Source organism: Streptomyces sp. NPDC050759, from assembly GCF_044456945.1.
Lineage (GTDB): Bacteria > Actinomycetota > Actinomycetes > Streptomycetales > Streptomycetaceae > Streptomyces.
Map to the genome: position 1 here is coordinate 1 of NZ_JBITGI010000034.1, position 20794 is coordinate 20794.

General features: G+C 69.7%; 20 protein-coding genes. 10 read left to right on the top strand and 10 right to left on the bottom strand.

Features of this window, described 5'->3' with window-relative positions:
• Positions 1–133: 133 nt before the first annotated feature.
• The 5 genes from ACIBJB_RS46975 to ACIBJB_RS46995 all read right to left on the bottom strand — a co-directional run bounded on the left by ACIBJB_RS46975 (position 134) and on the right by ACIBJB_RS46995 (position 4991).
• The gene (locus ACIBJB_RS46975) at positions 134–1558 is read right to left on the bottom strand and encodes an ATP-binding protein (protein ID WP_398940300.1); all 1425 of its coding nucleotides are present in this window, start codon (positions 1556–1558) and stop codon (positions 134–136) included.
• Positions 1559–2287, bottom strand: coding sequence for a response regulator transcription factor (locus tag ACIBJB_RS46980; RefSeq protein WP_398940302.1), 729 nt, complete (start codon positions 2285–2287; stop codon positions 1559–1561). It lies immediately after the preceding gene.
• 74 nt (positions 2288–2361) lie between these two features.
• Positions 2362–2973: an FMN reductase gene (locus tag ACIBJB_RS46985; RefSeq protein WP_398940303.1), complete on the bottom strand. Its 612-nt coding sequence runs from the start codon at positions 2971–2973 to the stop codon at positions 2362–2364.
• Positions 2970–4061: an LLM class flavin-dependent oxidoreductase gene (locus tag ACIBJB_RS46990; protein WP_398940304.1), complete on the bottom strand. Its 1092-nt coding sequence runs from the start codon at positions 4059–4061 to the stop codon at positions 2970–2972. Before ACIBJB_RS46990 ends, ACIBJB_RS46985 begins: the two co-directional genes overlap by 4 nt.
• Before the next feature lie 333 nt (positions 4062–4394).
• Positions 4395–4991 carry a TIGR03086 family metal-binding protein gene (locus tag ACIBJB_RS46995; RefSeq protein WP_398940305.1) on the bottom strand — a complete coding sequence of 199 codons (597 nt, stop codon included), beginning with the start codon at positions 4989–4991 and terminating at the stop codon, positions 4395–4397.
• Positions 4992–5067: 76 nt separating this feature from the next.
• Between ACIBJB_RS46995 and ACIBJB_RS47000 the strand changes: the two genes are divergently transcribed.
• The 4 genes from ACIBJB_RS47000 (at position 5068) to ACIBJB_RS47015 (ending at position 7258) form a co-directional block, all read left to right on the top strand.
• Positions 5068–5883, top strand: coding sequence for a DUF6597 domain-containing transcriptional factor (locus tag ACIBJB_RS47000; RefSeq protein WP_398940306.1), 816 nt, complete (start codon positions 5068–5070; stop codon positions 5881–5883).
• A 23-nt stretch (positions 5884–5906) separates the two neighbouring features.
• Positions 5907–6242 carry a YnfA family protein gene (locus ACIBJB_RS47005; RefSeq protein ID WP_057608101.1) on the top strand — a complete coding sequence of 112 codons (336 nt, stop codon included), beginning with the start codon at positions 5907–5909 and terminating at the stop codon, positions 6240–6242.
• A gap of 117 nt (positions 6243–6359) precedes the next feature.
• Complete coding sequence (locus tag ACIBJB_RS47010) at positions 6360–7136, top strand: SDR family NAD(P)-dependent oxidoreductase (protein ID WP_398940308.1); 777 nt, start codon at positions 6360–6362, stop codon at positions 7134–7136.
• Positions 7136–7258, top strand: coding sequence for a hypothetical protein (locus ACIBJB_RS47015; RefSeq protein ID WP_398940310.1), 123 nt, complete (start codon positions 7136–7138; stop codon positions 7256–7258). Before ACIBJB_RS47010 ends, ACIBJB_RS47015 begins: the two co-directional genes overlap by 1 nt.
• Positions 7259–7265: 7 nt before the next feature.
• Here ACIBJB_RS47015 and ACIBJB_RS47020 read toward each other — a convergent pair whose 3' ends face one another.
• Positions 7266–8459 (bottom strand): RtcB family protein, encoded by a 1194-nt coding sequence (locus ACIBJB_RS47020; protein ID WP_398940311.1) that lies wholly within the window; start codon positions 8457–8459, stop codon positions 7266–7268.
• 205 nt (positions 8460–8664) lie between these two features.
• On the opposite strand from ACIBJB_RS47020, the gene ACIBJB_RS47025 reads away from it, so the two are divergent.
• The 3 genes from ACIBJB_RS47025 (at position 8665) to ACIBJB_RS47035 (ending at position 11898) form a co-directional block, all read left to right on the top strand.
• Positions 8665–9480, top strand: a complete 816-nt coding sequence (locus ACIBJB_RS47025) for a DUF3558 domain-containing protein (protein ID WP_398940312.1) — start codon at positions 8665–8667, stop codon at positions 9478–9480.
• A 118-nt stretch (positions 9481–9598) separates the two neighbouring features.
• A complete protein-coding gene (locus ACIBJB_RS47030) occupies positions 9599–10513 on the top strand; it encodes a DUF3558 domain-containing protein (protein ID WP_398940313.1) in 915 nt (304 codons plus the stop codon).
• A gap of 104 nt (positions 10514–10617) precedes the next feature.
• Positions 10618–11898 carry a DUF2637 domain-containing protein gene (locus ACIBJB_RS47035; protein ID WP_398940314.1) on the top strand — a complete coding sequence of 427 codons (1281 nt, stop codon included), beginning with the start codon at positions 10618–10620 and terminating at the stop codon, positions 11896–11898.
• A 52-nt stretch (positions 11899–11950) separates the two neighbouring features.
• On the opposite strand, the gene lysS is transcribed toward ACIBJB_RS47035, so the two are convergent.
• Positions 11951–13696, bottom strand: a complete 1746-nt coding sequence (lysS, locus tag ACIBJB_RS47040) for a lysine--tRNA ligase (RefSeq protein ID WP_398940315.1) — start codon at positions 13694–13696, stop codon at positions 11951–11953.
• 187 nt (positions 13697–13883) lie between these two features.
• Here lysS and argS point away from each other — a divergent pair, with 187 nt between their 5' ends.
• Positions 13884–15647: an arginine--tRNA ligase gene (gene argS / locus ACIBJB_RS47045; protein ID WP_398940316.1), complete on the top strand. Its 1764-nt coding sequence runs from the start codon at positions 13884–13886 to the stop codon at positions 15645–15647.
• Between the two features lie 5 nt (positions 15648–15652).
• On the opposite strand, the gene ACIBJB_RS47050 is transcribed toward argS, so the two are convergent.
• Genes ACIBJB_RS47050 through ACIBJB_RS47060 form a run of 3 tightly spaced genes read right to left on the bottom strand, consistent with a single transcriptional unit; the run spans position 15653 to position 19619 of the window.
• Positions 15653–17167: a protein kinase gene (locus ACIBJB_RS47050; RefSeq protein ID WP_398940317.1), complete on the bottom strand. Its 1515-nt coding sequence runs from the start codon at positions 17165–17167 to the stop codon at positions 15653–15655.
• A 56-nt stretch (positions 17168–17223) separates the two neighbouring features.
• The gene (locus ACIBJB_RS47055) at positions 17224–19161 is read right to left on the bottom strand and encodes a P-loop ATPase, Sll1717 family (RefSeq protein ID WP_398940318.1); all 1938 of its coding nucleotides are present in this window, start codon (positions 19159–19161) and stop codon (positions 17224–17226) included.
• 56 nt (positions 19162–19217) lie between these two features.
• Positions 19218–19619 carry an ATP-binding protein gene (locus ACIBJB_RS47060; protein WP_398940319.1) on the bottom strand — a complete coding sequence of 134 codons (402 nt, stop codon included), beginning with the start codon at positions 19617–19619 and terminating at the stop codon, positions 19218–19220.
• A 113-nt stretch (positions 19620–19732) separates the two neighbouring features.
• Between ACIBJB_RS47060 and ACIBJB_RS47065 the strand changes: the two genes are divergently transcribed.
• Together ACIBJB_RS47065 and ACIBJB_RS47070 are read left to right on the top strand one after the other, a co-directional pair.
• Positions 19733–20560 carry a Scr1 family TA system antitoxin-like transcriptional regulator gene (locus ACIBJB_RS47065; RefSeq protein ID WP_398940320.1) on the top strand — a complete coding sequence of 276 codons (828 nt, stop codon included), beginning with the start codon at positions 19733–19735 and terminating at the stop codon, positions 20558–20560.
• Positions 20557–20790 carry a DUF397 domain-containing protein gene (locus tag ACIBJB_RS47070; protein ID WP_398940321.1) on the top strand — a complete coding sequence of 78 codons (234 nt, stop codon included), beginning with the start codon at positions 20557–20559 and terminating at the stop codon, positions 20788–20790. The genes ACIBJB_RS47065 and ACIBJB_RS47070 overlap by 4 nt, the downstream gene beginning before the upstream one ends.
• Positions 20791–20794 lie beyond the last annotated feature (4 nt).

A 20794-nucleotide genomic window follows, 5' to 3' on the forward strand; every position in this document is an offset into this window, starting at 1 on the left:
CCCCGCCCCACCCACCGAACCGCACGCGCTACACAAGCCCCCACCGGAGCCGCAACGGGCCGCCGCAGGCACCCAGGGGCGCGGGGAACTGCGCAAAACGCCCGCCCCCACCGAACCCGCAGACAAACACCGCTCAACCGCCGGAGGCATCCCCACCCACGGTGAACCCAATCACCGTCCCACCCCCCTCCCGAGGAAACGCAAACGGCGCCCCCCCATGCGACAACGCAACCTCCCGCACGATCGACAACCCCAACCCCGACCCCGGCAACGACCGCGCATCCGCCGCCCGATAGAACCGATCGAACACCCGCACAAGATCAACCTCGGCAATCCCCGGCCCCCGGTCCAGCACCTCCACCCGCACCGGCCCGGACTCCGAGAACCCGGACACCGAGATCTCGATCGGCCCAGTGCCGTCCCGGTCGAACTTCGCCGCGTTCTCGACCAGGTTCGACAGCCCCCGCTGCAGCATCCCCGGCCGCCCGTCCGTCACCGTCGACCCACTGGCGTGCACCACGACCTCCCGCCCGGTCCGGCGCCGGGCCAGCAACGCCACCTCCTCCGCGACATCGGCGAGATCCACCCGCTGCGGCGGCTCGTTGTCCGCCTGCCCCGCCGCAAGGTCGACCAGCTCGTTGACCAGATCGGTCAACTCCCGCGCCTCCTGCGAGAGATCGGCGACCAGTTCCTCCCGCGTCGCCGGCGGCAGCTCATCGATCCGCCGCAGCAAAGAGATGTTCGTACGCAACGAAGTCAACGGCGTCCGCAGCTCGTGCCCCGCATCCTGCACCAGCCGCCGCTGGTCCTCCTCCGACTGCGCGAGCCGCCCCAGCATCCGGTCGAAGGCCCGCCCCAGCCGTCCCACCTCGTCGTAGCCGGTGACCGGCACCTCGATCCCCAGCCGCCGGGTCCGGGCCACATCCTCCGCGGCGGACGTGAGGATCACCAGCCGCCGGGTGATCCGCCGGGCCAGCCACCACCCGAACAGCCCGGCGCCCACCACGACCGCCACCATGAGCAGAAACGTCCGCTGCTGAAGCGCCCGCAACAGATCCTCGGTGTCACTGAACTCCTGGGCGACCTGCACCGCGCCCCGCCCGCCACCCAGCGAGACGGTGGCGATCCGGTACACGTCGCTGCCGACCGAGACCTCCTTGTGCAGGACCATCCGCCCGGCCGCACCGGCGCCCGCGACCCGCCGGTCCCCGGAGACCACCGGCAGCCCGGGCCGCCCGGGATCGGCGACCGCCCCGGTGGGCCCCAGCACCTGCACATCCGTACGGGCGGGCCGCACCAGGTCGTGCCCCGGCGCCGAGGACGAGAAGTCCTCGGGCGCCATCCGCTGCTGGCGGACCTCACCCCGCAGATCCTGCACGACCTGGTCGAACACGGACTCCTGGTCCACCCGCACCAGCCGCGCGGCGGCGCTGTAGGACAGCACACCGACCAGCACGGTCACCGCGGCCGTCACCGCGGCGAAGGACACCGCGAACGTGGTCCGCAGGGACAGCAGCCGGGGCCGCGGCCGGGCCCACAGCCGAGCCAGCCGCCCCACTCAGTCCTCCCGGAGCACGTAACCCACGCCGCGCACCGTGTGGATCAGCTGCGGGGCGCCGGGCTCGTCGAGCTTGCGGCGCAGATAGCCGACGTAGACGGCGAGGTTCTTGGAGCCGGGCCCGAAGTCGTAGCCCCAGATGCGGTCGTAGATCGTCGAATGATCAAGCACGATGCCCGCGTTCCGCACGAGCAGCTCCAGCAGTTCGAACTCGGTACGGGTCAGCTCCAGCTCGCGTGTCCCCCGCCAGGCCCGCCGCGCCTGGATGTCCATGCGCAGCCCGGCCGCCTCGATCCGCCCCTCGGGCGGTTCGGGCGCGGGAGCCCTCGTCGCCGCGACCGCCGCGGGAGCCATCCCGTCCGGGCTGGTCCGCCGCAGCAGGGCCCGCAGCCGGGCGAAGACCTCCTCGACGTCGAACGGCTTGACCACATAGTCGTCGGCGCCCGCGTCCAGACCGGCGATCCGGTCCTGGGTCTCCACGAGCGCCGTCAGCATGAGGATCGGCGTCCGGTCGCCCTCGGCGCGCAGCACCCGGCAGACCTGGAGCCCGTCGATCCCGGGCATCATCACGTCGAGGACGAGCACGTCCGGCGGCGTCTTGTGGGCCTGCGCCAGCGCCTCGACGCCGTCGGCGACCGCGGTGACCTGGTAGCCCTCCAGGGTCAGGGCGCGCTCCAGGGCGTGACGGATGGCGCGGTCGTCTTCGGCGAGCAGCACGTTTTGGGGCACCTCCTCAGTGTGCCGTGCCCGCCGAGTCGTACGACGTGATGAGCAGCTCACCGGCCGCCCTTCTTACTGGCCTCTCACCCCGTCGGACGCAACGCGGCGAGCTGCTCCTCGAACGGCACCACGTCCACGAAGCCGTCCGTGGCCGAAACCCTGCGCGGGGTCCTGCGGACCGCCGACAGCCCGCCCATCAGCCCCGCGAGCTCCCCCGCCGCCCGCTCGATCCGCCCGTCCAGCCCCTCGGCACCCCAGTCCTCCGACGCGGCGTAGACCCCGGTCGGCACGACGACGGCCTTCAGGTAGGCGAAGAGCGGCCGCAGCGCGTGCTCCAGCACCAGCGAATGCCGGGCCGAACCACCGGTCGCCGCGATCAGCACCGGCTTGCCCTCCAGGGCCTCCGGCTCGAGCACGTCGAAGAACGACTTGAACAGTCCGCTGTACGACGCCGAGAACACCGGAGTCACGACGATCAGTCCATCGGCCCCGGCCACCGCCTCCTGCGCGGCGGCCAGTGCCCGTCCCGGAAAGCCGTTCGTGAAGTTCTGCGCGATCTCCACGGCGAGTTCCCGCAACTCCACGACCTGCACGTCCGCCCCGGCCGCGCGGCCCACGGCCGCGGCCAGCCGGTCTCCCAGCAGACGGGTGGACGACGGGACGCTCAGCCCCGCGGACACGACGACGAGCTTCATGCGACGACCTCCTTGTTCTGCTCGGCGGCCAGCAGCGACGCGTGGGTGGGAGCCTCCGGGACGCCCGCCGGGCGCCGGGCCGCGAACTCCTTGCGCAGCACCGGTACGACCTCCTCGCCGAGCAGGTCGAGCTGCTCCAGGACGGTCTTCAGAGGCAGTCCGGCGTGGTCGAGGAGGAACAGCTGGCGCTGGTAGTCCCCGGCGTACTCGCGGAACTTCAGCGTCTTCTCGATGACCTGCTCCGGGGAGCCCACGGTCAGCGGTGTCTGGTCGGTGAAGTCCTCGAGGGACGGCCCGTGCCCGTACACCGGCGCGACGTCGAAGTAGGGCCGGAACTCCTTCACCGCGTCCTGCGAGTTGCGCCGCATGAACACCTGGCCACCGAGGCCCACGATCGCCTGCTCCGCCGTCCCGTGCCCGTAGTGGGCGTACCGGCTCCGGTACAGCTCGACCATCCGCTTCGTGTGGTCGGCCGGCCAGAAGATGTTGTTGTGGAAGAACCCGTCACCGTAGTAGGCGGCCTGCTCGGCGATCTCGGGCGACCGGATGGACCCGTGCCAGACGAACGGCGCGACCCCGTCCAGCGGCCGTGGCGTGGAGGTGAACCCCTGCAACGGCGTCCGGAACTTCCCCTCCCAGTTCACGACGTCCTCGCGCCACAGCCGGCGCAGCAGGGCGTAGTTCTCGATGGCGAGGTTGATGCCCTCCCGGATGTCCTGCCCGAACCAGGGGTAGACCGGCCCGGTGTTCCCGCGGCCCATCATGAGGTCGACCCGGCCGTCGGCCAGGTGCTGGAGCATCGCGAAGTCCTCGGCGATCTTCACCGGGTCGTTCGTGGTGATCAGCGTGGTCGAGGTGGAGAGGATCAACCTCTCGGTCTGCGCGGCGATGTACCCGAGCATGGTGGTCGGCGACGACGGCACGAACGGCGGGTTGTGGTGCTCACCGGTCGCGAAGACGTCGAGCCCGACCTCCTCGGCCTTCAGGGCGATCGCGACCATGGCCTTGATCCGCTCACGCTCGCTCGGCGTACGGCCGGTCGTCGGGTCCGGCGTGACATCGCCGACGCTGAAGATCCCGAACTGCATGATCGCTCACCCTCCAGGTTGTTTACGGTTCAACTATAACCGCGTACCCGAAGAACGAGCCCGGACCCACCCCTATTCCCCACCCGACCGACAGCGGCCCCGAGCCCCCTTCGCACCCACGCCCACAACAACCCCCCAGGGGCGCGGGGAACTGCGCGACCGGCCCCCACCGGCCCGCAGCCGCCCGACAACCCGCCCCGGCACCCCCGTAGGCGCCCCGCGCATACGGCCCGCGGGGAACAGCGCGCCCAGCCCCCACGCACCCGCAGCCACAACACGACCCCCGACCCCCGACCAAGCCGCACCCCGGCACAGCCAGGCCTCACGCCCAGGTCACACCCACCGCGGATCCCGCCCCGTCCCCGCCAGCAGCCGCTCGAACGCCGGCGCGTCCTCGGCCACCGGCACCGGCTCCCGGAACATCCCCATCTTCCGGGCGGTGGGCGCCAGTTCGGCCACCGCGCCGGTCAGCTCCTCCACCACCGCCTCGTCGGCCTCCCCGTACTCCTGTCCCGTCGCCCGGGCCAGGTCCCACACATGCACGGTCAGATCGAGCAGCGCCATCGAGCCGACCAGCCGCGCCGGCATGTCCATCGCCCCGGTCGTGCCCTCCTCGGCACCGGGCGCGGACCAGACCGCCACCAGCCGGTCCGCCTCCCGCGCGAACCGGTCCCGCCAGTCCGGACCCTCGGCCACCCGGTCCGGGGTCGCCTCACCGAAGTCCGACGGCTCCTTCACGGCCAGCCGCTGGAACTGCACGATCACCTGGAAGACATGGTTGACCAGCGCCTTCACGTCGTACTCCGCACAGGGCGTGGCAGCCCCGAGAGCCGCGTCCGGAATCCCCCGGACCACCGGAACCGCCCGTTCCCGGGCCATCCCCAGCAGCTCGCCGATGCCGTACGTCTTCTTCGCCGCGTTCGTGTCCATGCCCCGACCGTACGAAGACCACCGCCCGCCCTTCTTGAAGAAACGCGACGCCCGACCCCGGACGTACGATCCCCTCATGGCCGCCCCCCGCCGCGACACCCGCGGGATCGTCGACCCGGCCGGGCTGCTCACCCGGGTGCGGTTCCGCCGCCACGAGCCCGCCGAACCGCTGCGCCGGTACGTCGAGCAGTACTGGTTCATCGACTGGGACCTGCCCGAGCCCTACGCCTCCCACGTCGTCCCGCACCCCTCCGTCCATCTCACCTTCCAGCAGGACGAGGGGGCGCCCTACGCCGAACTGACAGGCATCCCCGGCGGCCTCTACACCAGGAAGCTCACCGGCCGGGGCCGGGTCTGCGGGGTGAAGTTCCGCCCCGGCGGCTTCCGGCCGTACGCCCCCGAGCACCCGGTGTCCCACTGGACGGGCGAGACGCTCGCCGCCGGGGACGTGTTCCCGCAGATCACCACGGACACCGCCCGCGAGATCGTGACCCCCGCCACCGACGAGGCCCGCGTCGCCGCACTCGACGCCTTCCTCCTCCCCCTCGCCCCGGCCGCCCCCGACCCGCAGGCCGACCTCGCCACGGCCCTCGTCGACCGCGTCCACGACGACCGCACCGTCCGCCGCGTCGACGACTTCGCCCGCACGGCGGGACTCTCGGTACGGGCGCTGCAACGCCTCTTCTCCGCCTACGTCGGCGTGAGCCCGAAGTGGGTCATCCTCCGCTACCGCATCCACGAGGCCCTGGAGCTCGCCGGCACCCGCAGCGATGTCGACTGGGCCACCCTCGCCGCCGACCTCGGCTACGCCGACCAGGCCCATCTGGTCCGGGACTTCACAGCGACGGTCGGGGTCCCGCCGACGGCGTACACACAAGCGGCGGCGGGCTGACCCGGCATGCGAGGCTGATCCCCATGCTCGTAGCCCGCTCCGCCGCCCTCTTCGTCGTCGCCGCCCTCTTCGAGATCGGCGGCGCCTGGCTGGTCTGGCAGGGCGTACGGGAGCACCGCGGCTGGATGTGGACCGCGGGCGGCATCCTCGCCCTCGGCGCCTACGGTTTCGTCGCCACCTTCCAGCCCGACGCCCACTTCGGCCGCATCCTCGCCGCGTACGGCGGCATCTTCGTGGCCGGCTCGATCCTGTGGGGCATGGCCGCCGACGGCTACCGCCCGGACCGCTGGGACATCACAGGTGCCCTGATCTGCCTCGCGGGCATGGCCGTCATCATGTACGCCCCGCGAGGCGACTGAGCAGCCGTACCCAGGACGTCTCGTCGACCGGCCCGCGATCCGGACCGCCCGGAGCCCCGGACCGCCGCGGACCTATCCTGGCGGGAGCCCTGACCCACGCACGCCCGAGGAGCAGCCATGGCATCCGCCGCCCCGTCCCCCGCGTCCCGGATCGCGATCGTCACCGGGGCGAGCAGCGGAATCGGCGCGGCGACCGCACGACAGCTCGCCGCGGCCGGCTACCGCGTGGTCCTGACCGCCCGCCGCAAGGACCGTATCGAGGCGCTGGCGGAGGAGATCAACGCCGCGGGCCACCAGGCGACGGCCTACCAACTGGACGTGACGGACCGGGCCGCGGTCGACGAGTTCGCCTCCGCCTTCAAGACGGTCGGCGTCCTCGTGAACAACGCCGGCGGAGCCCTCGGCGCCGACCCTGTCGCCACCGGCGATCCCGCCGACTGGCGCTCGATGTACGAGACGAACGTCATCGGCACCCTCAACGTCACCCAGGCCCTGCTCCCCAAGCTCGACGCGAGCGGCGACGGCACGGTCGTCGTCGTCTCCTCCACGGCGGGCCACGGCACCTACGAGGGCGGCGCCGGCTATGTCGCCGCCAAGCACGGCGCCCACGTCCTGGCGGAGACCCTCCGCCTGGAGATCGTGGGAAGGCCGATCCGCGTGATCGAGATCGCACCCGGCATGGTCAAGACCGACGAGTTCGCCCTGACCCGCTTCGGCGGCGACCAGGAGAAGGCCGAGAAGGTCTACCAGGGCGTCGCGGAGCCACTCACCGCCGACGACGTGGCCGACACCATCACCTGGGCGGTGACCCGCCCCAGCCACGTCAACGTCGACCTCCTGGTCCTCCGCCCCCGCGCCCAGGCCTCCAACACAAAGGTCCACAGGGAGTCGTAATGCCGGACAACAAGGACCCCCACGACGAACGCCACATGTGGTGGTGGCTCGCCTACTTCCTCTTCGGCATCCACATCGTGGCCTTCGTCATGATCTACGCGGTAATGCACGCCCCGAAGTGAGCGCGGCTCAGCCCTTCACACAGACAACCTGCTTCAGCTTCGCCACGACCTCGACCAGGTCCCGCTGCTGGTCGATGACCTGGTCGATCGACTTGTAGGCACCCGGGATCTCGTCCACGACACCGGAGTCCTTACGGCACTCCACGCCCCGCGTCTGCTCCTCCAGGTCGCGCGTCGAGAACCGCCGCTTGGCCGCGTTGCGGCTCATGCGCCGACCGGCGCCGTGCGAGGCCGAGTTGAAGGCCTTCTCGTTGCCGAGGCCCTTCACGATGTACGAACCCGTGCCCATGGAGCCCGGGATGATGCCGAACTCACCGGAACCGGCCCGGATCGCGCCCTTGCGGGTCACGAGCAGGTCCATGCCGTCGTAACGCTCCTCGGCCACGTAGTTGTGGTGTGCGCTGATCTCCGGTTCGAAGACCGGCTTCGCCTTCTTGAACTCCTTGCGGACGACGTCCTTGAGGAGCGCCATCATGATCGTGCGGTTGTACTTGGCGTACTCCTGCGCCCAGAAGAGGTCGTTTCGGTACGCCGCCATCTGCGGCGTCTGCGCGATGAAGACGGCGAGGTCGCGGTCGACCAGACCCTGGTTGTGCGGAAGCTTCTGGGCCACGCCTATGTGGAACTCGGCAAGTTCCTTGCCGATGTTCCGCGAACCGGAGTGCAGCATCAACCAAACAGAACCGGTCGCATCCGTGCACACTTCGACAAAGTGATTCCCGGATCCAAGCGTCCCCATCTGCTTGGCCGCCCGCTCCCCACGAAACTTCACCGCATCAGCGACCCCATCGAACCGCCCCCAGAAGTCGTCCCACCCCGCAGTAGCCAACCCATGGAACCGGCCCGGCTCGACGGGACTGTCATGCATCCCCCGCCCCACCGGAATCGCCTGTTCGATCTTCGACCGCAGCCGGGACAGATCCCCCGGCAGATCGTTCGCCGTCAGAGACGTCTTCACCGCCGACATCCCGCAGCCGATGTCCACACCCACCGCCGCCGGGCACACCGCACCCTGCATCGCGATCACGGACCCGACCGTCGCACCCTTGCCGTAATGGACGTCCGGCATCACCGCGAGGCCCTTGATCCACGGCAGGGTCGCGACGTTGCGCAGCTGCTGCAGGGCCACATCCTCGACCGTCGCCGGGTCGGTCCACATGCGGATCGGGACCTTGGCGCCCGGCATCTCCACGTACGACATATCGTCCTCATTCCCCCGGAAAGTCAACAGAAGTATTGAATCGCAAAACCGGTGCCAAGGTCGACGAATGGGATGACGGACCGGCGTCCACGGCTGTGCGTGCGATACACATTGTCTCCAGGGCGCACCCCCGTGCGGCAAGCGAATAACCTGCGGGGACACTGAGTTCCCCACGAGTCGGAGACATTCCGAGAGGAGCCCCACCGTGCTGCGGAAGGCCTACGTACCCGGCGTCGCCGCTCTCCTCGCGGCGGTGTTGGCCGGCTGCACCGGCAGTTCGGGCGGCGACGGCGCGACGGACGACGCCAATCCCGGTGACGCCGGCACCGCGTCCGCCGTCGCGCAGCCCGGCAAGTACCGCACTCTTCCCGAGGCGTGCGGCGTCGTCACCCAGAGCACCCTGGACGCTCTCCTGCCGGGCATTCAGCAGATCGCCGACGAGGATCAGCGCGCCAAGGCCTACGAGGGCCAGGCCACGCTCACCTATGACACGGACCGCAAGGTCGGCTGCCGTTGGAAGGTGGAGGCCACGGACGCCACGGAGTACCTGTCGATCGACTTCGAGCGTGTGGTGTCGTACGACAACGCGGTCAGCGACGACAGTCAGGCGGAGCAGTTGTTCGCGCAGACCGAGGCGAAGGCCGATCTGCCGGTGGCGGCGACGTCCAGCGCCACGTCGGACGTGGCGGAGAGCGGCACCGCCTCTCCCCCAGCCTCCCCGACGGCCACTCCGAGTGGTTCCGCGAGTCCGAGCGGTTCGGCCTCGGCCACTCCGTCCGATCTGCAGCCCCGCGTTCTGGACGATCTGGGCGACGACGCGTTCCTGGACGACGTGTTGAGCAACTCGGGTTCGACGGCTCAGCAGCGCAAGGTGACTGTGGCGTTCCGCACGTCCAACGTGATCGTGACCATCGAGTACGAGGAGCAGCCGACGACGATCGGCGTCACCCCGGACAGCAAGGAAATGCAGGACAACGCCCGGAAGCTGGCCTCTCAGCTGGCCGGGTCGCTGTCCGGCTGAGCGCTCTGCACACACCCCTCACCCGTGCGCACAAGACATTCGAAGCTGGACCGCACGGCATCCTCACCGCGTACCGTGGCCCCTCGGACCCGATCCGACGGCAGGAACCACAAGCGTCATGAGTGAAGGAACCATGCAGCGACGAGCAGAGCGTGACCAGGTTGCCCAGCGGGTGAAGCGTCTTCATCGCGTCCTTGTCTGTGCGGCCGCAGTCCCCGTGATGCTGATCGCCTCTGGCTGCTCCTCCGACTCCGGCTCCGGCGATTCCGGCTCCGGCAGCGGTGGTGACAAGGCCGCGGGCGCCGGTGCGACGGTGTCGGCGTCCGCGAGTGCGGCTCCGACGGTGCAGGCGGCGGCGTACAAGTCGCTTCCCGAGGCGTGCGGGGTGTTGTCGAAGAAGACGTTGAAGTCGCTGGTCCCGGAGGCTGGGAAGTCCGGCAAGAAGGGCACGGCGGAGGCGGGTACGCGCGGCAGTTGCTCCTGGAGCAGCCTGGACAACAACGGTGTGAAGGGCTCGCAGTTCCGCTGGCTCAACGTGTCGTTGCTCCGCTTCGAGTCGGACACCTCGCGCGGTACGGGCGAGGCGCAGGCGCAGAAGTACTACGAGCAGCAGATCCAGGATGCCCAGTCGGTGGCCGGTGCGAAGAACACCAAGTCGCAGGCGGTTTCGGGTACGGGGGACGCGGCGACGCTGGTGCGTTACGACTTGAAGAAGAAGGAAGGCGCCTTCAAGCAGCAGACGGTCGTGACGCGCGTGGAGAACGTCGTGGTCACCGTCGACTACAACGGCGCGGGTCTCGCCGGTGACAAGTCGCCGAGTGCGGACACCCTGGCGAAGCTCGCGGGGCAGGCCGCCAGGGAGACGGTGAGCGCGGTGTCGGCGGCGAACGGCGAGGGCGCTGCGGCTCCGGCGCCGTCGGAGTCCGCCTCGGGTTCGAAGGCCCCGTCGAAGTCGGCGTCTCCCTCGAAGGCACCCTCGAAGACACCCTCGAAGTCGGCATCTGCGTCCAAGTCGGCCGCGAAGACGGGCTGAAGAAGGACTGACGGTACGTACCGGTCACCCGTGCGCAGCACACATGTGCCACTCTGTTGCGCGCAACAACACGCACAGGGAGGGGAGTACGGGTGTCCGCGCCCATGCAGCTGACTCGAATGCACCGCGTTCTCATTGGCGTGGTCGTGTTCGGCGCCGTGATCATCGCCGGCATCGGCTTCGCGGGGTCGTACGCGGCCGTCCGTGAACTCGCCATCCAAAAGGGCTTCGGGAACTTCAGTTATGTCCTCCCGATCGGCATCGACGCGGGTATCTGTGTCCTGCTGGCCCTGGACCTGCTTCTGACGTGGATCCGGATCCCGTTCCCGCTGCTGCGCCAGACGGCGTGGCTGCTGACCATCGCGACGATCGCCTTCAACGGCGCGGCGGCCTGGCCGGATCCGCTGGGTGTGGGTATGCACGCGGTGATCCCGGTCCTGTTCGTGGTGTCGGTGGAGGCGGCCCGTCACGCGATCGGCCGGATCGCGGACATCACGGCGGACAAGCACATGGAGGGGGTCCGCCTCACTCGCTGGCTGCTGTCGCCCCTCCCCACGTTTCTTCTCTGGCGCCGTATGAAGCTGTGGGAGCTGCGCTCCTACGAGCAGGTCATCAAGCTCGAACAGGACCGGCTGGTCTATCAGGCCCGTCTCCACTCCCGCTTCGGCCGGGCCTGGCGCAGGAAGGCGCCGGTGGAGTCCCTGATGCCGTTGCGCCTGGCCCGCTACGGCGTCCCCCTGGCGCAGACGGCTCCGGCGGGTCTGGCGGCGGCGGGTATCGAACCGGCCCTGCTTCCGCCGGCGCCCCAGGAGGTCGCGGGCAGGGGTGGCGCCGGGGTGGCTTCGGAGCCGCAGCGGGCGGCGGCTCCGGGCGAGCAGCGCCTGCAGCTGAACGGCAACCCGCAGCCGCCGCAAGCCGAGACCGCGCCCGACCCCGAGTTGAGCCCCTGGTTCGAAGCCCCCCAGCAGATCGAGTACCAGGGCGGCTACAACCCCAACTACGACCCCGCCGAGCAGTACGAGCGCTGGTACGAGGAGCAACTCGAGGCGGAGCAGTACGAGTTGCAGCAGATCCAGTACGAGGAGCCTCCGAGGGAGCCCTTGAGGGAGCCCTCGATGGAGGAGACCGGCAGCTTCCCGATCCCGGTGACCACTGGCCGCACCCGTGAACTGGGCGAGGGCGGGGGTCCTCCGGAGCCGACCGAGGAGGACTTCTACCAGGTCTTCAAGAAGTCGATCGACGGCAGTTATCCCTCCCCCGGTCAGCTCAGGGGGGACGTGGAGGCGACCTACGGCGTCACGCTCCCGCAGCGGGAGGCCGAGCGCATGGTCAAGCGCTTCACCAACCGCCACACGGCGGAGCTCCAGGAAGACCACATCGCCTGAGACGCGCGAAAGGGGCCCTCGTCCGAGAACGAGGGCCCCTTCTTCGTACCGCTTACTCCCCGAGCAGCGCCCGGACCCGCTCCTGACCCACGGCCAGCAGCAGCGTGGGCAGCCGGGGCCCGGTGTCCCGGGAGACCAGCAGCTGGTAGAGCAGGGCGAAGAAGGCCCGCTGAGAGGTCTTGATCTCGGCCGGCAGTTCCTTGGGCGTGGCGTCCGCGGGGAATCCGGCCTGCACCTTGGGCACGCCGTACACGAGGTGCGTGAGGCCGTCGAGGGACCAGTGCGAGGCCAGCCCGTCCAGCAGCAGTCGTAGGGACTGCTGGGAGGCCTCGTCGAGGGACTTCAGCAGTTCGGCGTCGGGCTCGGTGCGCACGATGGTCCGCTGGTCGGCGGGCACCTGCGTGTTGATCCAGGCTTCGGCCTTGTCGTACCGGGGGCGGGCCTCGTCCAGTGTCGACAGCGGGTTGTCGGGGTCCAGTTCGCTGAGGATGCGCAGCGCCTGGTCCTCGTGGCCCGCGGTGATGTCGGCGACGGACGCGAGCGTCCGGTACGGCAGCACGCGCGGCGTCCGGGGCAGCTCACCGCCGGCGGTGCGCACCGCACGGGAGTGCGCGGCGATGTCGGCCGGCAGGGCGGCGCCCTCGGTGACCTTGGCGTCCAGCTTGTCCCACTCGTCGTAGAGCCGCTGGATCTCCTGGTCGAAGGCGATCTTGAAGGACTGGTTGGGCCTGCGGCGGGCGTAGAGCCAGCGCAGGAGCTGCGGCTCCATGATCTTCAGCGCGTCACCCGGTGTGGGCACCCCGCCCTTCGACGACGACATCTTCGCCATCCCGGAGATCCCGACGAACGCGTACATCGGCCCGATCGGCTGCTTGCCGCCGAAGATCCCGACGATCTGCCCGCCGACCTGGAAGGAGGAGCCGGGGGAGGAGTGGTCGACGCCGGAGGGCTCGAAGACGACTCCCTCGTACGCCCACCGCATCGGCCAGTCGACCTTCCAGACCAGCTTGCCGCGGTTGAACTCGTTCAGCCGGACGGTCTCGGAGAACCCGCAGGCGTTGCAGGTGTACGACAGCTCGGTCGTGGCGTCGTCGTAGGAGGTGACGGTGGTGAGGTCCTTCTCGCAGTTGCCGCAGTAGGGCTTGTACGGGAAGTATCCGGCGGACCCGGAGGACCCGTCGTCCTCGGCGGCCGCGCCGGACCCCTCGGCGGCCTCGACCTCGGCCTCGTCGAGGGGCTTCTGCTGCTTCTTCGCGGCGGCCGGGGCCTTCTTGGTCCGGTACTGGTCGAGGATCGCGTCGATGTCCCCGCGGTGCGCCATGGCGTGCAGGATCTGCTCGCGGTAGACGCCCGAGGTGTACTGCGCGGTCTGGCTGATCCCGTCGAACTCGACGCCGAGCTCGGCGAGCGCGTCGATCATGGCGGCCTTGAAGTGCTCGGCCCAGTTCGGGTGTGCGGATCCCTTGGGTGCGGGCACGGAGGTCAGCGGCTTGCCGATGTGCTCGCCCCATGACTCGTCGACGCCGGTGACGCCCGCCGGCACCTTGCGGTACCGGTCGTAGTCGTCCCAGGAGATGAGGTGCCGTACCTGGTGGCCGCGGCGCCGGATCTCGTCGGCGACGAGGTGGGGGGTCATGACCTCGCGGAGGTTCCCCAGGTGGATGGGGCCGGACGGGGAGAGCCCAGAGGCGACGACCACGGGTTTGCCGGGGGCCCGACGCTCCGACTCCTCGATGACCTCATCCGCGAAACGGGAGACCCAGTCGGTGGTCTCGGTGCTCTGAGCCACGATCGGCACGTCCTTCTTTCTGGCTTGGGCAGCTTGAACGGGCTGCGCCCCCAGTCTAGGCGGCGCGGCCGCCGGCCTGGGGGCGCGGGGAACTGCGCGACCAGCCCCCACCGGGCCCGCACCCAAAAAACCGCTTCCCACCCCATGGGATACTTACCGTGTCCATCAAGCCCCCGAGGAGAACGGCTCCCACCTCATGGCCCCGGTCACGTCCCTCAGCGATCTCGTCCACAAGCACCTCGAGAACGCCCTCTCGGCCACCTTGCCGGAGGCAGACGCGGACCCACTGCTGCGACGTAGCGACCGGGCCGACTTCCAGGCGAACGGCATCCTGGCGCTCGCCAAGAAGGCGAAGGCGAACCCGAGGGAGCTGGCGACGCAGGTCGTGGCGAAGGTCGAGTCGGGCGACGTGATCAAGGACATCGAGGTCTCCGGCCCCGGCTTCCTGAACGTCACGATCGCGGACCGGGCGATCACAGAGACCCTGGCCGCCCGCTACGCGGACACCGCCCGTCTCGGCGTACCGCTCAAGGACGAGCCCGGTATCACGGTGATCGACTACGCCCAGCCGAACGTGGCCAAGGAGATGCATGTCGGGCACCTCCGCTCCGCGGTGATCGGCGACGCCCTGCGCGGCATGCTCGACTTCACCGGCGAGCGGACCATCGGCCGGCACCACATCGGCGACTGGGGCACCCAGTTCGGCATGCTCATCCAGTATCTGATCGAGAACCCGGGTGAGCTGGCCCCGCCGGACGAGGTCGACGGCGAGCAGGCCATGTCGAACCTGAACCGGGTCTACAAGGCGTCGCGCGCGCTCTTCGACGCGGACGAGGACTTCAAGGAGCGGGCCAGGAAGCGGGTCGTCGCCCTGCAGTCCGGCGACAAGGAGACCCTCGAGCTCTGGCAGCAGTTCGTGGACGAGTCGAAGGTCTACTTCTACTCGGTCTTCGAGAAGCTGGACATGGAGATCCGGGACGACGAGATCGTCGGTGAGTCGGCGTACAACGACAAGATGCCGGAGACCGCCCGCCTCCTGGAGGAGATGGGCGTCGCGGTGCGCTCCGAGGGCGCGCTCGTCGTCTTCTTCGACGACATCCGCGGCAAGGACGACCAGCCGGTCCCGCTGATCGTCCAGAAGGCCGACGGCGGCTTCGGCTACGCGGCGAGCGACCTCACGGCGATCAGGAACCGCGTGGTGGACCTGCACGCGACGACACTCCTGTACGTCGTGGACGTACGCCAGTCCCTGCACTTCAAGATGGTCTTCGAGGCCGCCCGCCGCGCAGGCTGGCTGAACGACGACGTCACCGCGCACAACATGGGCTACGGCACGGTCCTGGGCGCGGACGGCAAGCCGTTCAAGACGCGTGAGGGCGAGACGGTGAAGCTGGAGGACCTGCTGGACGAGGCGGTGGAGCGCGCCACGGCCGTGGTCCGCGAGAAGGCCGAGAGGGTGGGCCTGACCGAGGAGGAGATCGTCGAGAACGGCCGGTACGTCGGCATCGGTGCCGTGAAGTACGCGGACCTGTCGACCTCGCCGAACCGTGACTACAAGTTCGACCTGGACGAGATGGTCTCGCTGAACGGCGACACGAGCGTGTACCTCCAGTACGCGTACGCCCGTATCAAGTCGATCCTCCGCAAGGCCGAGGGCGCGGGCCCCGTCGCCCACCCGGAGCTCGAACTCGCCCCGGCGGAGCGGGCCCTGGGCCTGCACCTGGACGCGTTCGGCGAGCTGCTGACGGAGGCGACGGCGGAGTACGCCCCGCACAAGCTGGCGGCGTACCTGTACCAGCTGGCGTCGCTGTTCACGTCGTTCTACGACCAGTGCCCGGTGATCAAGCCGCGTCCGGCGCAGGAGATCGCCGAGAACCGCCTGCTCCTGTGCGACCTGACCGCCCGCACCCTGCACCAGGGCATGGCCCTGCTGGGGATTAGGACGCCTGAGCGCCTCTGACCGGCCTAAGCGATATGGTCCGACTCCAGTTCAGCCGTGAAGCGGCTGGTGAAGCTGCTGACCATGCGTACGGCGTCATCCTCCGAGAGGGTGTCGCCGTACGCCGCCTTCAGCTGGTCCCTGAACTGGTCCGAGGTGGGTAGGCCGCCCTCGAGCGACTGCCGCTTGAAGACCTGGTAGTAGCGCTCACCCTGCCGGGTGCGCTCCAGGGTCTCCTCGGCCTGTCGGCGCAGCATGGTGGCGCGCTCGATGGCCGCTCTGCCCACGTTCTCGCTGTCCGTGGTGGCGGTCTGGAGCAGCTTTTCGACGGTCTTGGCGGCTTCCTCGAGTTGCTGGACGGCCTGCGCGCGGGCCTTCGCGCGGATCCTCTCGCCGTCGTCGATCGCGTCGGCACGCAGCTGCTCGGCCTCCTCACGCAGCCGCTCGGCGTGGTCGGCGGCCTCCTGGGCCTGACCGGACGCGGCGTCCAGCAGCCGCTCGGCGTCATTGCGGGCGCGGCGCAACAGTTGCTCGGCCTCCGAGCGAACCGCCTCCGCTTCCTCCCGCTGCCTCGCCCTGTCCCACTCCGTCCACTGGAACAACTCCCACGCCCGCTTCAGGAGCCGTCCCGACACGGAGTGGCTGTGGCCCAGCTGCGTGGTGTCCAGGATGCTTCCGCCAGGCTCGGTGACGGCGTGGTCGGCGAGGAGGATGCTCAGCTGCTCGTAGACGGCGGCCGCGTCCGCCGGGCGGTCGTCCGGGCTCTTGGCGAGGAGGTTCAGGATGAGGTCGTTCAGGGGGACCGGCAGTCCCGCGACACGGGAGGCGGGCGGCTCCGCGGTGTCCTGCATCTGCTTGCGGAGTACGGCCCACTGACTGGTCCCCGTGAACGGCGGCCGGCCCGTCACCGCGTGGTACAGCAGGCAGCCCAGAGAGTACAGGTCGCTGCGGTGGTCGATCGACTTGTCGCCGTCGGCCTGTTCCGGAGACATGTACGAAGGGGAACCGACCGGCATACCCGTGACGGTCAGTTCCCGGGCCCCGATGGTCTCTCCCATGAACTTCGCGACCCCGAAGTCGAGGACCTTCACCGTCCCGTCGGGTGTGAGGAGCGCGTTGGCGGGCTTGATGTCCCGGTGGACGACGTCCTGACCGTGCGCGGCGTGCAGCGCGTCCGCGATCTGAGCGGCCCAGCCGACGGCGAGCGGCCAGGTCGGTGCGGACTCCCTGAGCCGACGCTGGAGCGGTACACCGTGGACCAGTTCCATGACGAGGTAGAGCGTCTGGCGTCCATCGACCGCCACCTCTCCCCAGTCGTGCATGGTGACGATGTTCTGGTGGGCCAGCCGCCCCGCCAGCTGCACCTCACGCTGGAACCGGGCCTGCGTCTCCGCCTCGTCCATGCCGTACTGCGGATGGACGACCTTGACCGCGACGTCCCACCGCATCCGCTCGTCCTGAGCGGCCCAGACCTGCCCCATGGCGCCGGCACCGAGCCGGTGGCCGATCCGAAACCGTTCGTCGAGCAGTACGCCCTGCACCGGTCCCCTCCCCCGTCGGCGGCCAGACCCACAAATCCCCTACGAGTATGGCGCCTTCAGTACCCCGAAGAGTCCCCCGAGCTGCCGTACGACCCACCCGCCGACCGCCGCAACCGCCGCACCTCCTCCTCCACCCGGCGCGCCACGTCCCCGACGCCCGTGCTCTCCTCCAGGCCGCTGGCACGGAGTTGGGCGGCGAGGTTCGTGAAGTAGTGGGCGGTGGTGAGGAGATGGTCGTCCACGTCGAGACCGACGGACGCGGCGGCCCCCGGAGGGATGCGGTTGACCTCGGCCAGTACCCGGTTGATCTGGAGCGTGATCTCGTCGCGGACGTCCCGCGTCAGCGCCACCGCCCGTCCCACCTGCGCGAGGATCGAGTGGCAGGAGCGTGCGAGCTGCATCAGCAGCCGGTCGTCGCGGTTGAGGGAGGACGAGCCCGAAGCGCCGGGGCTGTAGTTGCCCGACGCGATGCGTGCGTCCACGAACTGGGGCTCATAGCGCCGCAGGTCGAACGCGGTCGTCGCGCCCAGCGCCGCCCGGAAGCAGGGGTGGACCTGGAACTCCGCCTCGTGCGGCTGGACCGGCAGCCCGTCGTCACCGGCGTACACCACGTCGTTGCCGCGCCGCACCCCGAGGAACCCGGCCCCGTGGAGCACGTCGATGATCCCGGGCAGCGTCAACGCGTTGGCGTACGCCGGGAAGTCGTGGTGGAGGGTCTCGGCGGCCGCCTCGAAACGGCGGGCGAGCGCGGCGCGCGTGACGACGTATCCGGTGTTCTGGAACAGCGGGAAGAGGTTCCTGAGAAACGGGTGCGCGACCAGGTACTCCGACGTCAGATCCTTGAGCTTCCACTCCGAGAACTGCCGCCCCGCCTGCGCCACGTCCGCCTCGGTGATCCGGTCCCGCTCATGGTCCAGCCAGGCCTTCTCCTGGCACAGGTTGAGCAACTGGATCGCGTCACGCGGCCGGGACAGACAGCGGCCGAAGAGATGGCCTGTGATCTCCTCCCCGCCCACCATCTCCGGGAACAACTCCTTCCACAGCCGCTCCTCGGTCAGCTCCTCCCCGACGGAGGCCCGCGCCCTGGCCCACGCGAGGTCCTTCAGGGCCTGTTCCGTCCAGGCGATCCTTAGCTCGTCCCCGTGGAACTTGTCGCCCTCCCCGAAGGACAGCGAGTCGTAGATGTCGGCGCGCAGGAACAACAGGAACCGCACGGAACGGCCGTACAGGCCCGCCGCGTGCTTGGCCGCAAACAGCAGCCCGATCACCATGGAGTTGCTGTCCGGATCGGCCGACCACACCTGCTCCAGCTGGTCGACCATGAGCAGCAGCGGCGGGTGTACGACCCCGTCGCACCCCAGGTCGGTGAAAGCCCGCGCCACGCCCTGCTCGACGATCTCCAACTGCCGTGCGGCGCGGGCCCCTTCGGACGGCGACTGGGCGAGATCCACGCTCGCCTTGACCCCGAAGGCCTCGAGGGACAGCGAAGTCTGCAGCCCCCGGGCCCCCTTCGCCAGCCGCTCCACCAGCCGGCCGCCACCGCCGCCCGGCGCCTCGCCGTTCTGCTTCAGAAACCGCCCGAGCGCCTTGACCGAGTCGGTCCTGTGCCCGCCGGCATGTGCGCCCTTCGCATGGTCGACCAGATGCCGAGCGGCATGTACGGCGAACACATACCGCCAGATCAGCGCCTTGGCCGAGTCCCCCGGCAGCCCCTGCAGCTCGAACCGCCGGATCTCCTCCCCCGCGGCCTCGTCGGGGGTGACGAGCACCTTCCCGCCCCGGTGCCCGCCCTCGCCGTCGGACATCAGCTGCATGCAGATGGCGCTCTTCCCGGACCCCTTGCGCCCGATGATCAGCATCTTGCGCCCGCTGAGCGCTCCCCGGTACGCGGCGTTCGGCAGAAAGCCGCCGCGCAGCAACAGCCCCTCGGTCACATCCCGTTCGGCATCCTCACGCCCGAAGTGCAACCGCGCGAGCACCGGCTGGTCGGCCATCCCGTCCCCCTACGTCGTACTGATCCCCAAGGTATCGGGACCCACCGACACCAGGGCTACGACCACCCGAACTCGCACCACACCGCCTTCCCCAACTCCCGCTCCCGCACCCCCCACTTGTCACTCAGCGCGGCCACCAGCAACAGCCCCCGCCCACCCTCGTCCCCGTCGTCGACGACCTGCGGCACACCGCCCCCGCTGTCGTGCACCTCCACCACCAGAGCGCTCACGTCGTACCGCAGGAACAGCCTCAACTGGCGCCCGGGCGGCACCCCGTGCAGCAGCGCGTTGGTCACCAGTTCGCTCACGCAGAGCAGTACGTCGTCCGCCCGCGCGGTCTCCGCGAGGTCCCAGCCGGCCAGGGCCTCGGCCGTGAACCGGCGTGCGGCCTGCGCGGATCGGCGTTCGCGGCGGAAGAACCTCTCGCACAGGAGCGGTGGTCGGGTCGTCTCGTTCACGGGACGAGAGTTGCGGAGAGTGACTACCGTGGATCACTCGGTGAACCCGTACAGATTTTTTGTACGGGCTCGCACCCGGTGACGTACGTGTCCGGAGGGGGAGGGAGACCGTCATGAGCGCCAGGAAGCCGCCGCGGCCGAAGAACCTCACGTCCCTGAAGATGCTGGGCAAACAACTCGGCACCGCCCGCCGCGCCGCGGGCCACACCCAGACCGCCCTCGCCGACCTGGTCCGCGTCGACGAGGAGACCATCGCGTCGATCGAGCAGGGCAGACGGACACTGAAACCGGACCTGGCCGCGTTGCTGGACGAAGTCCTGCAGACAAAGGGGATGTTGGCGGCGGGCGTGGCCAACCTGCCGGACATCGACCAGTTCCCGATGTGGGCCGAGCTGTACGTCGAGCACGAGCGCGAGGCCATCGCCCTGTCCTGGTACGACGCCCTGGTGGTGCCGGGATTGCTCCAGACCGAGCCGTACGCGCGCGCGTTGCTCAGCGGACGTGTCCCGGCGTACGACTCGGACGAGTTGGAGACGAAGGTCGCGGCGCGCGTCGGCCGACGGGAGATCCTGCGCCGCAAGCTCCCGCCGACGCTGAGCTTCGTCGTCTGGGAGCCCGCGCTCCTCATGCCGACGGGCGGCCGCGAGACGCACCTCGACCAAGTGCGCTTCCTGCGCGAGTGCGCCGAACTCCCTTGCTTGTCCCTGCAGATCCTGCCGCTGAGCCGCACCTCGCACGCGGGGGACGCGGGCCCGTTCATCCTCCTCGAAACACCCGATCACCAGCACCTCGCCTATACCGAGTCCCAACGCGGCAGCCAGTGGGTTTCCGACCCCGATGAGGTGTCCATCCTGGCGCGCAAATATGCGATGCTGCGGACGCAGGCCCTCACCCTCGAGGACTCCAGAAGCCTGCTGGACCATCTGCTAGGAGAGCTATGAGCACCGCACTTCAGTGGTTCAAGTCGACCTACAGCAGCAGCGAAGGCGGCGCGTGCCTCGAAGTCGCCGTTTCCTGGCGCACGTCCAGCTACAGCAGCAGCGAGGGCGGCCAGTGCGTGGAAGTAGCCACCTGCCCCCAGGCCATCCACATCCGCGACTCCAAGAACCCCGAGCCCACCCTCCGGGTAACGCCCGCCACCTGGACCGCCTTCACCACCGGTCTCAAGTAGCGCG

What these genes read in the sequence shown, in the direction of transcription:
- ACIBJB_RS47005 (WP_057608101.1), top strand. Translation starts at nt 5,907, where the DNA reads ATGCTCGTAGCCCGCTCCGCCGCCCTCTTCGTCGTCGCCGCCCTCTTC.
- ACIBJB_RS47010 (WP_398940308.1), top strand. Translation starts at nt 6,360, where the DNA reads ATGGCATCCGCCGCCCCGTCCCCCGCGTCCCGGATCGCGATCGTCACC.
- ACIBJB_RS47030 (WP_398940313.1), top strand. Translation starts at nt 9,599, where the DNA reads ATGAGTGAAGGAACCATGCAGCGACGAGCAGAGCGTGACCAGGTTGCC.
- ACIBJB_RS47065 (WP_398940320.1), top strand. Translation starts at nt 19,733, where the DNA reads ATGAGCGCCAGGAAGCCGCCGCGGCCGAAGAACCTCACGTCCCTGAAG.
- ACIBJB_RS46995 (WP_398940305.1), bottom strand. Translation starts at nt 4,991, where the DNA reads ATGGACACGAACGCGGCGAAGAAGACGTACGGCATCGGCGAGCTGCTG.
- argS (WP_398940316.1), top strand. Translation starts at nt 13,884, where the DNA reads ATGGCCCCGGTCACGTCCCTCAGCGATCTCGTCCACAAGCACCTCGAG.
- ACIBJB_RS47015 (WP_398940310.1), top strand. Translation starts at nt 7,136, where the DNA reads ATGCCGGACAACAAGGACCCCCACGACGAACGCCACATGTGGTGGTGG.
- ACIBJB_RS47000 (WP_398940306.1), top strand. Translation starts at nt 5,068, where the DNA reads ATGGCCGCCCCCCGCCGCGACACCCGCGGGATCGTCGACCCGGCCGGG.
- ACIBJB_RS47020 (WP_398940311.1), bottom strand. Translation starts at nt 8,459, where the DNA reads ATGTCGTACGTGGAGATGCCGGGCGCCAAGGTCCCGATCCGCATGTGG.
- ACIBJB_RS47055 (WP_398940318.1), bottom strand. Translation starts at nt 19,161, where the DNA reads ATGGCCGACCAGCCGGTGCTCGCGCGGTTGCACTTCGGGCGTGAGGAT.
- ACIBJB_RS46990 (WP_398940304.1), bottom strand. Translation starts at nt 4,061, where the DNA reads ATGCAGTTCGGGATCTTCAGCGTCGGCGATGTCACGCCGGACCCGACG.
- ACIBJB_RS47070 (WP_398940321.1), top strand. Translation starts at nt 20,557, where the DNA reads ATGAGCACCGCACTTCAGTGGTTCAAGTCGACCTACAGCAGCAGCGAA.
- ACIBJB_RS46985 (WP_398940303.1), bottom strand. Translation starts at nt 2,973, where the DNA reads ATGAAGCTCGTCGTCGTGTCCGCGGGGCTGAGCGTCCCGTCGTCCACC.
- ACIBJB_RS47035 (WP_398940314.1), top strand. Translation starts at nt 10,618, where the DNA reads ATGCAGCTGACTCGAATGCACCGCGTTCTCATTGGCGTGGTCGTGTTC.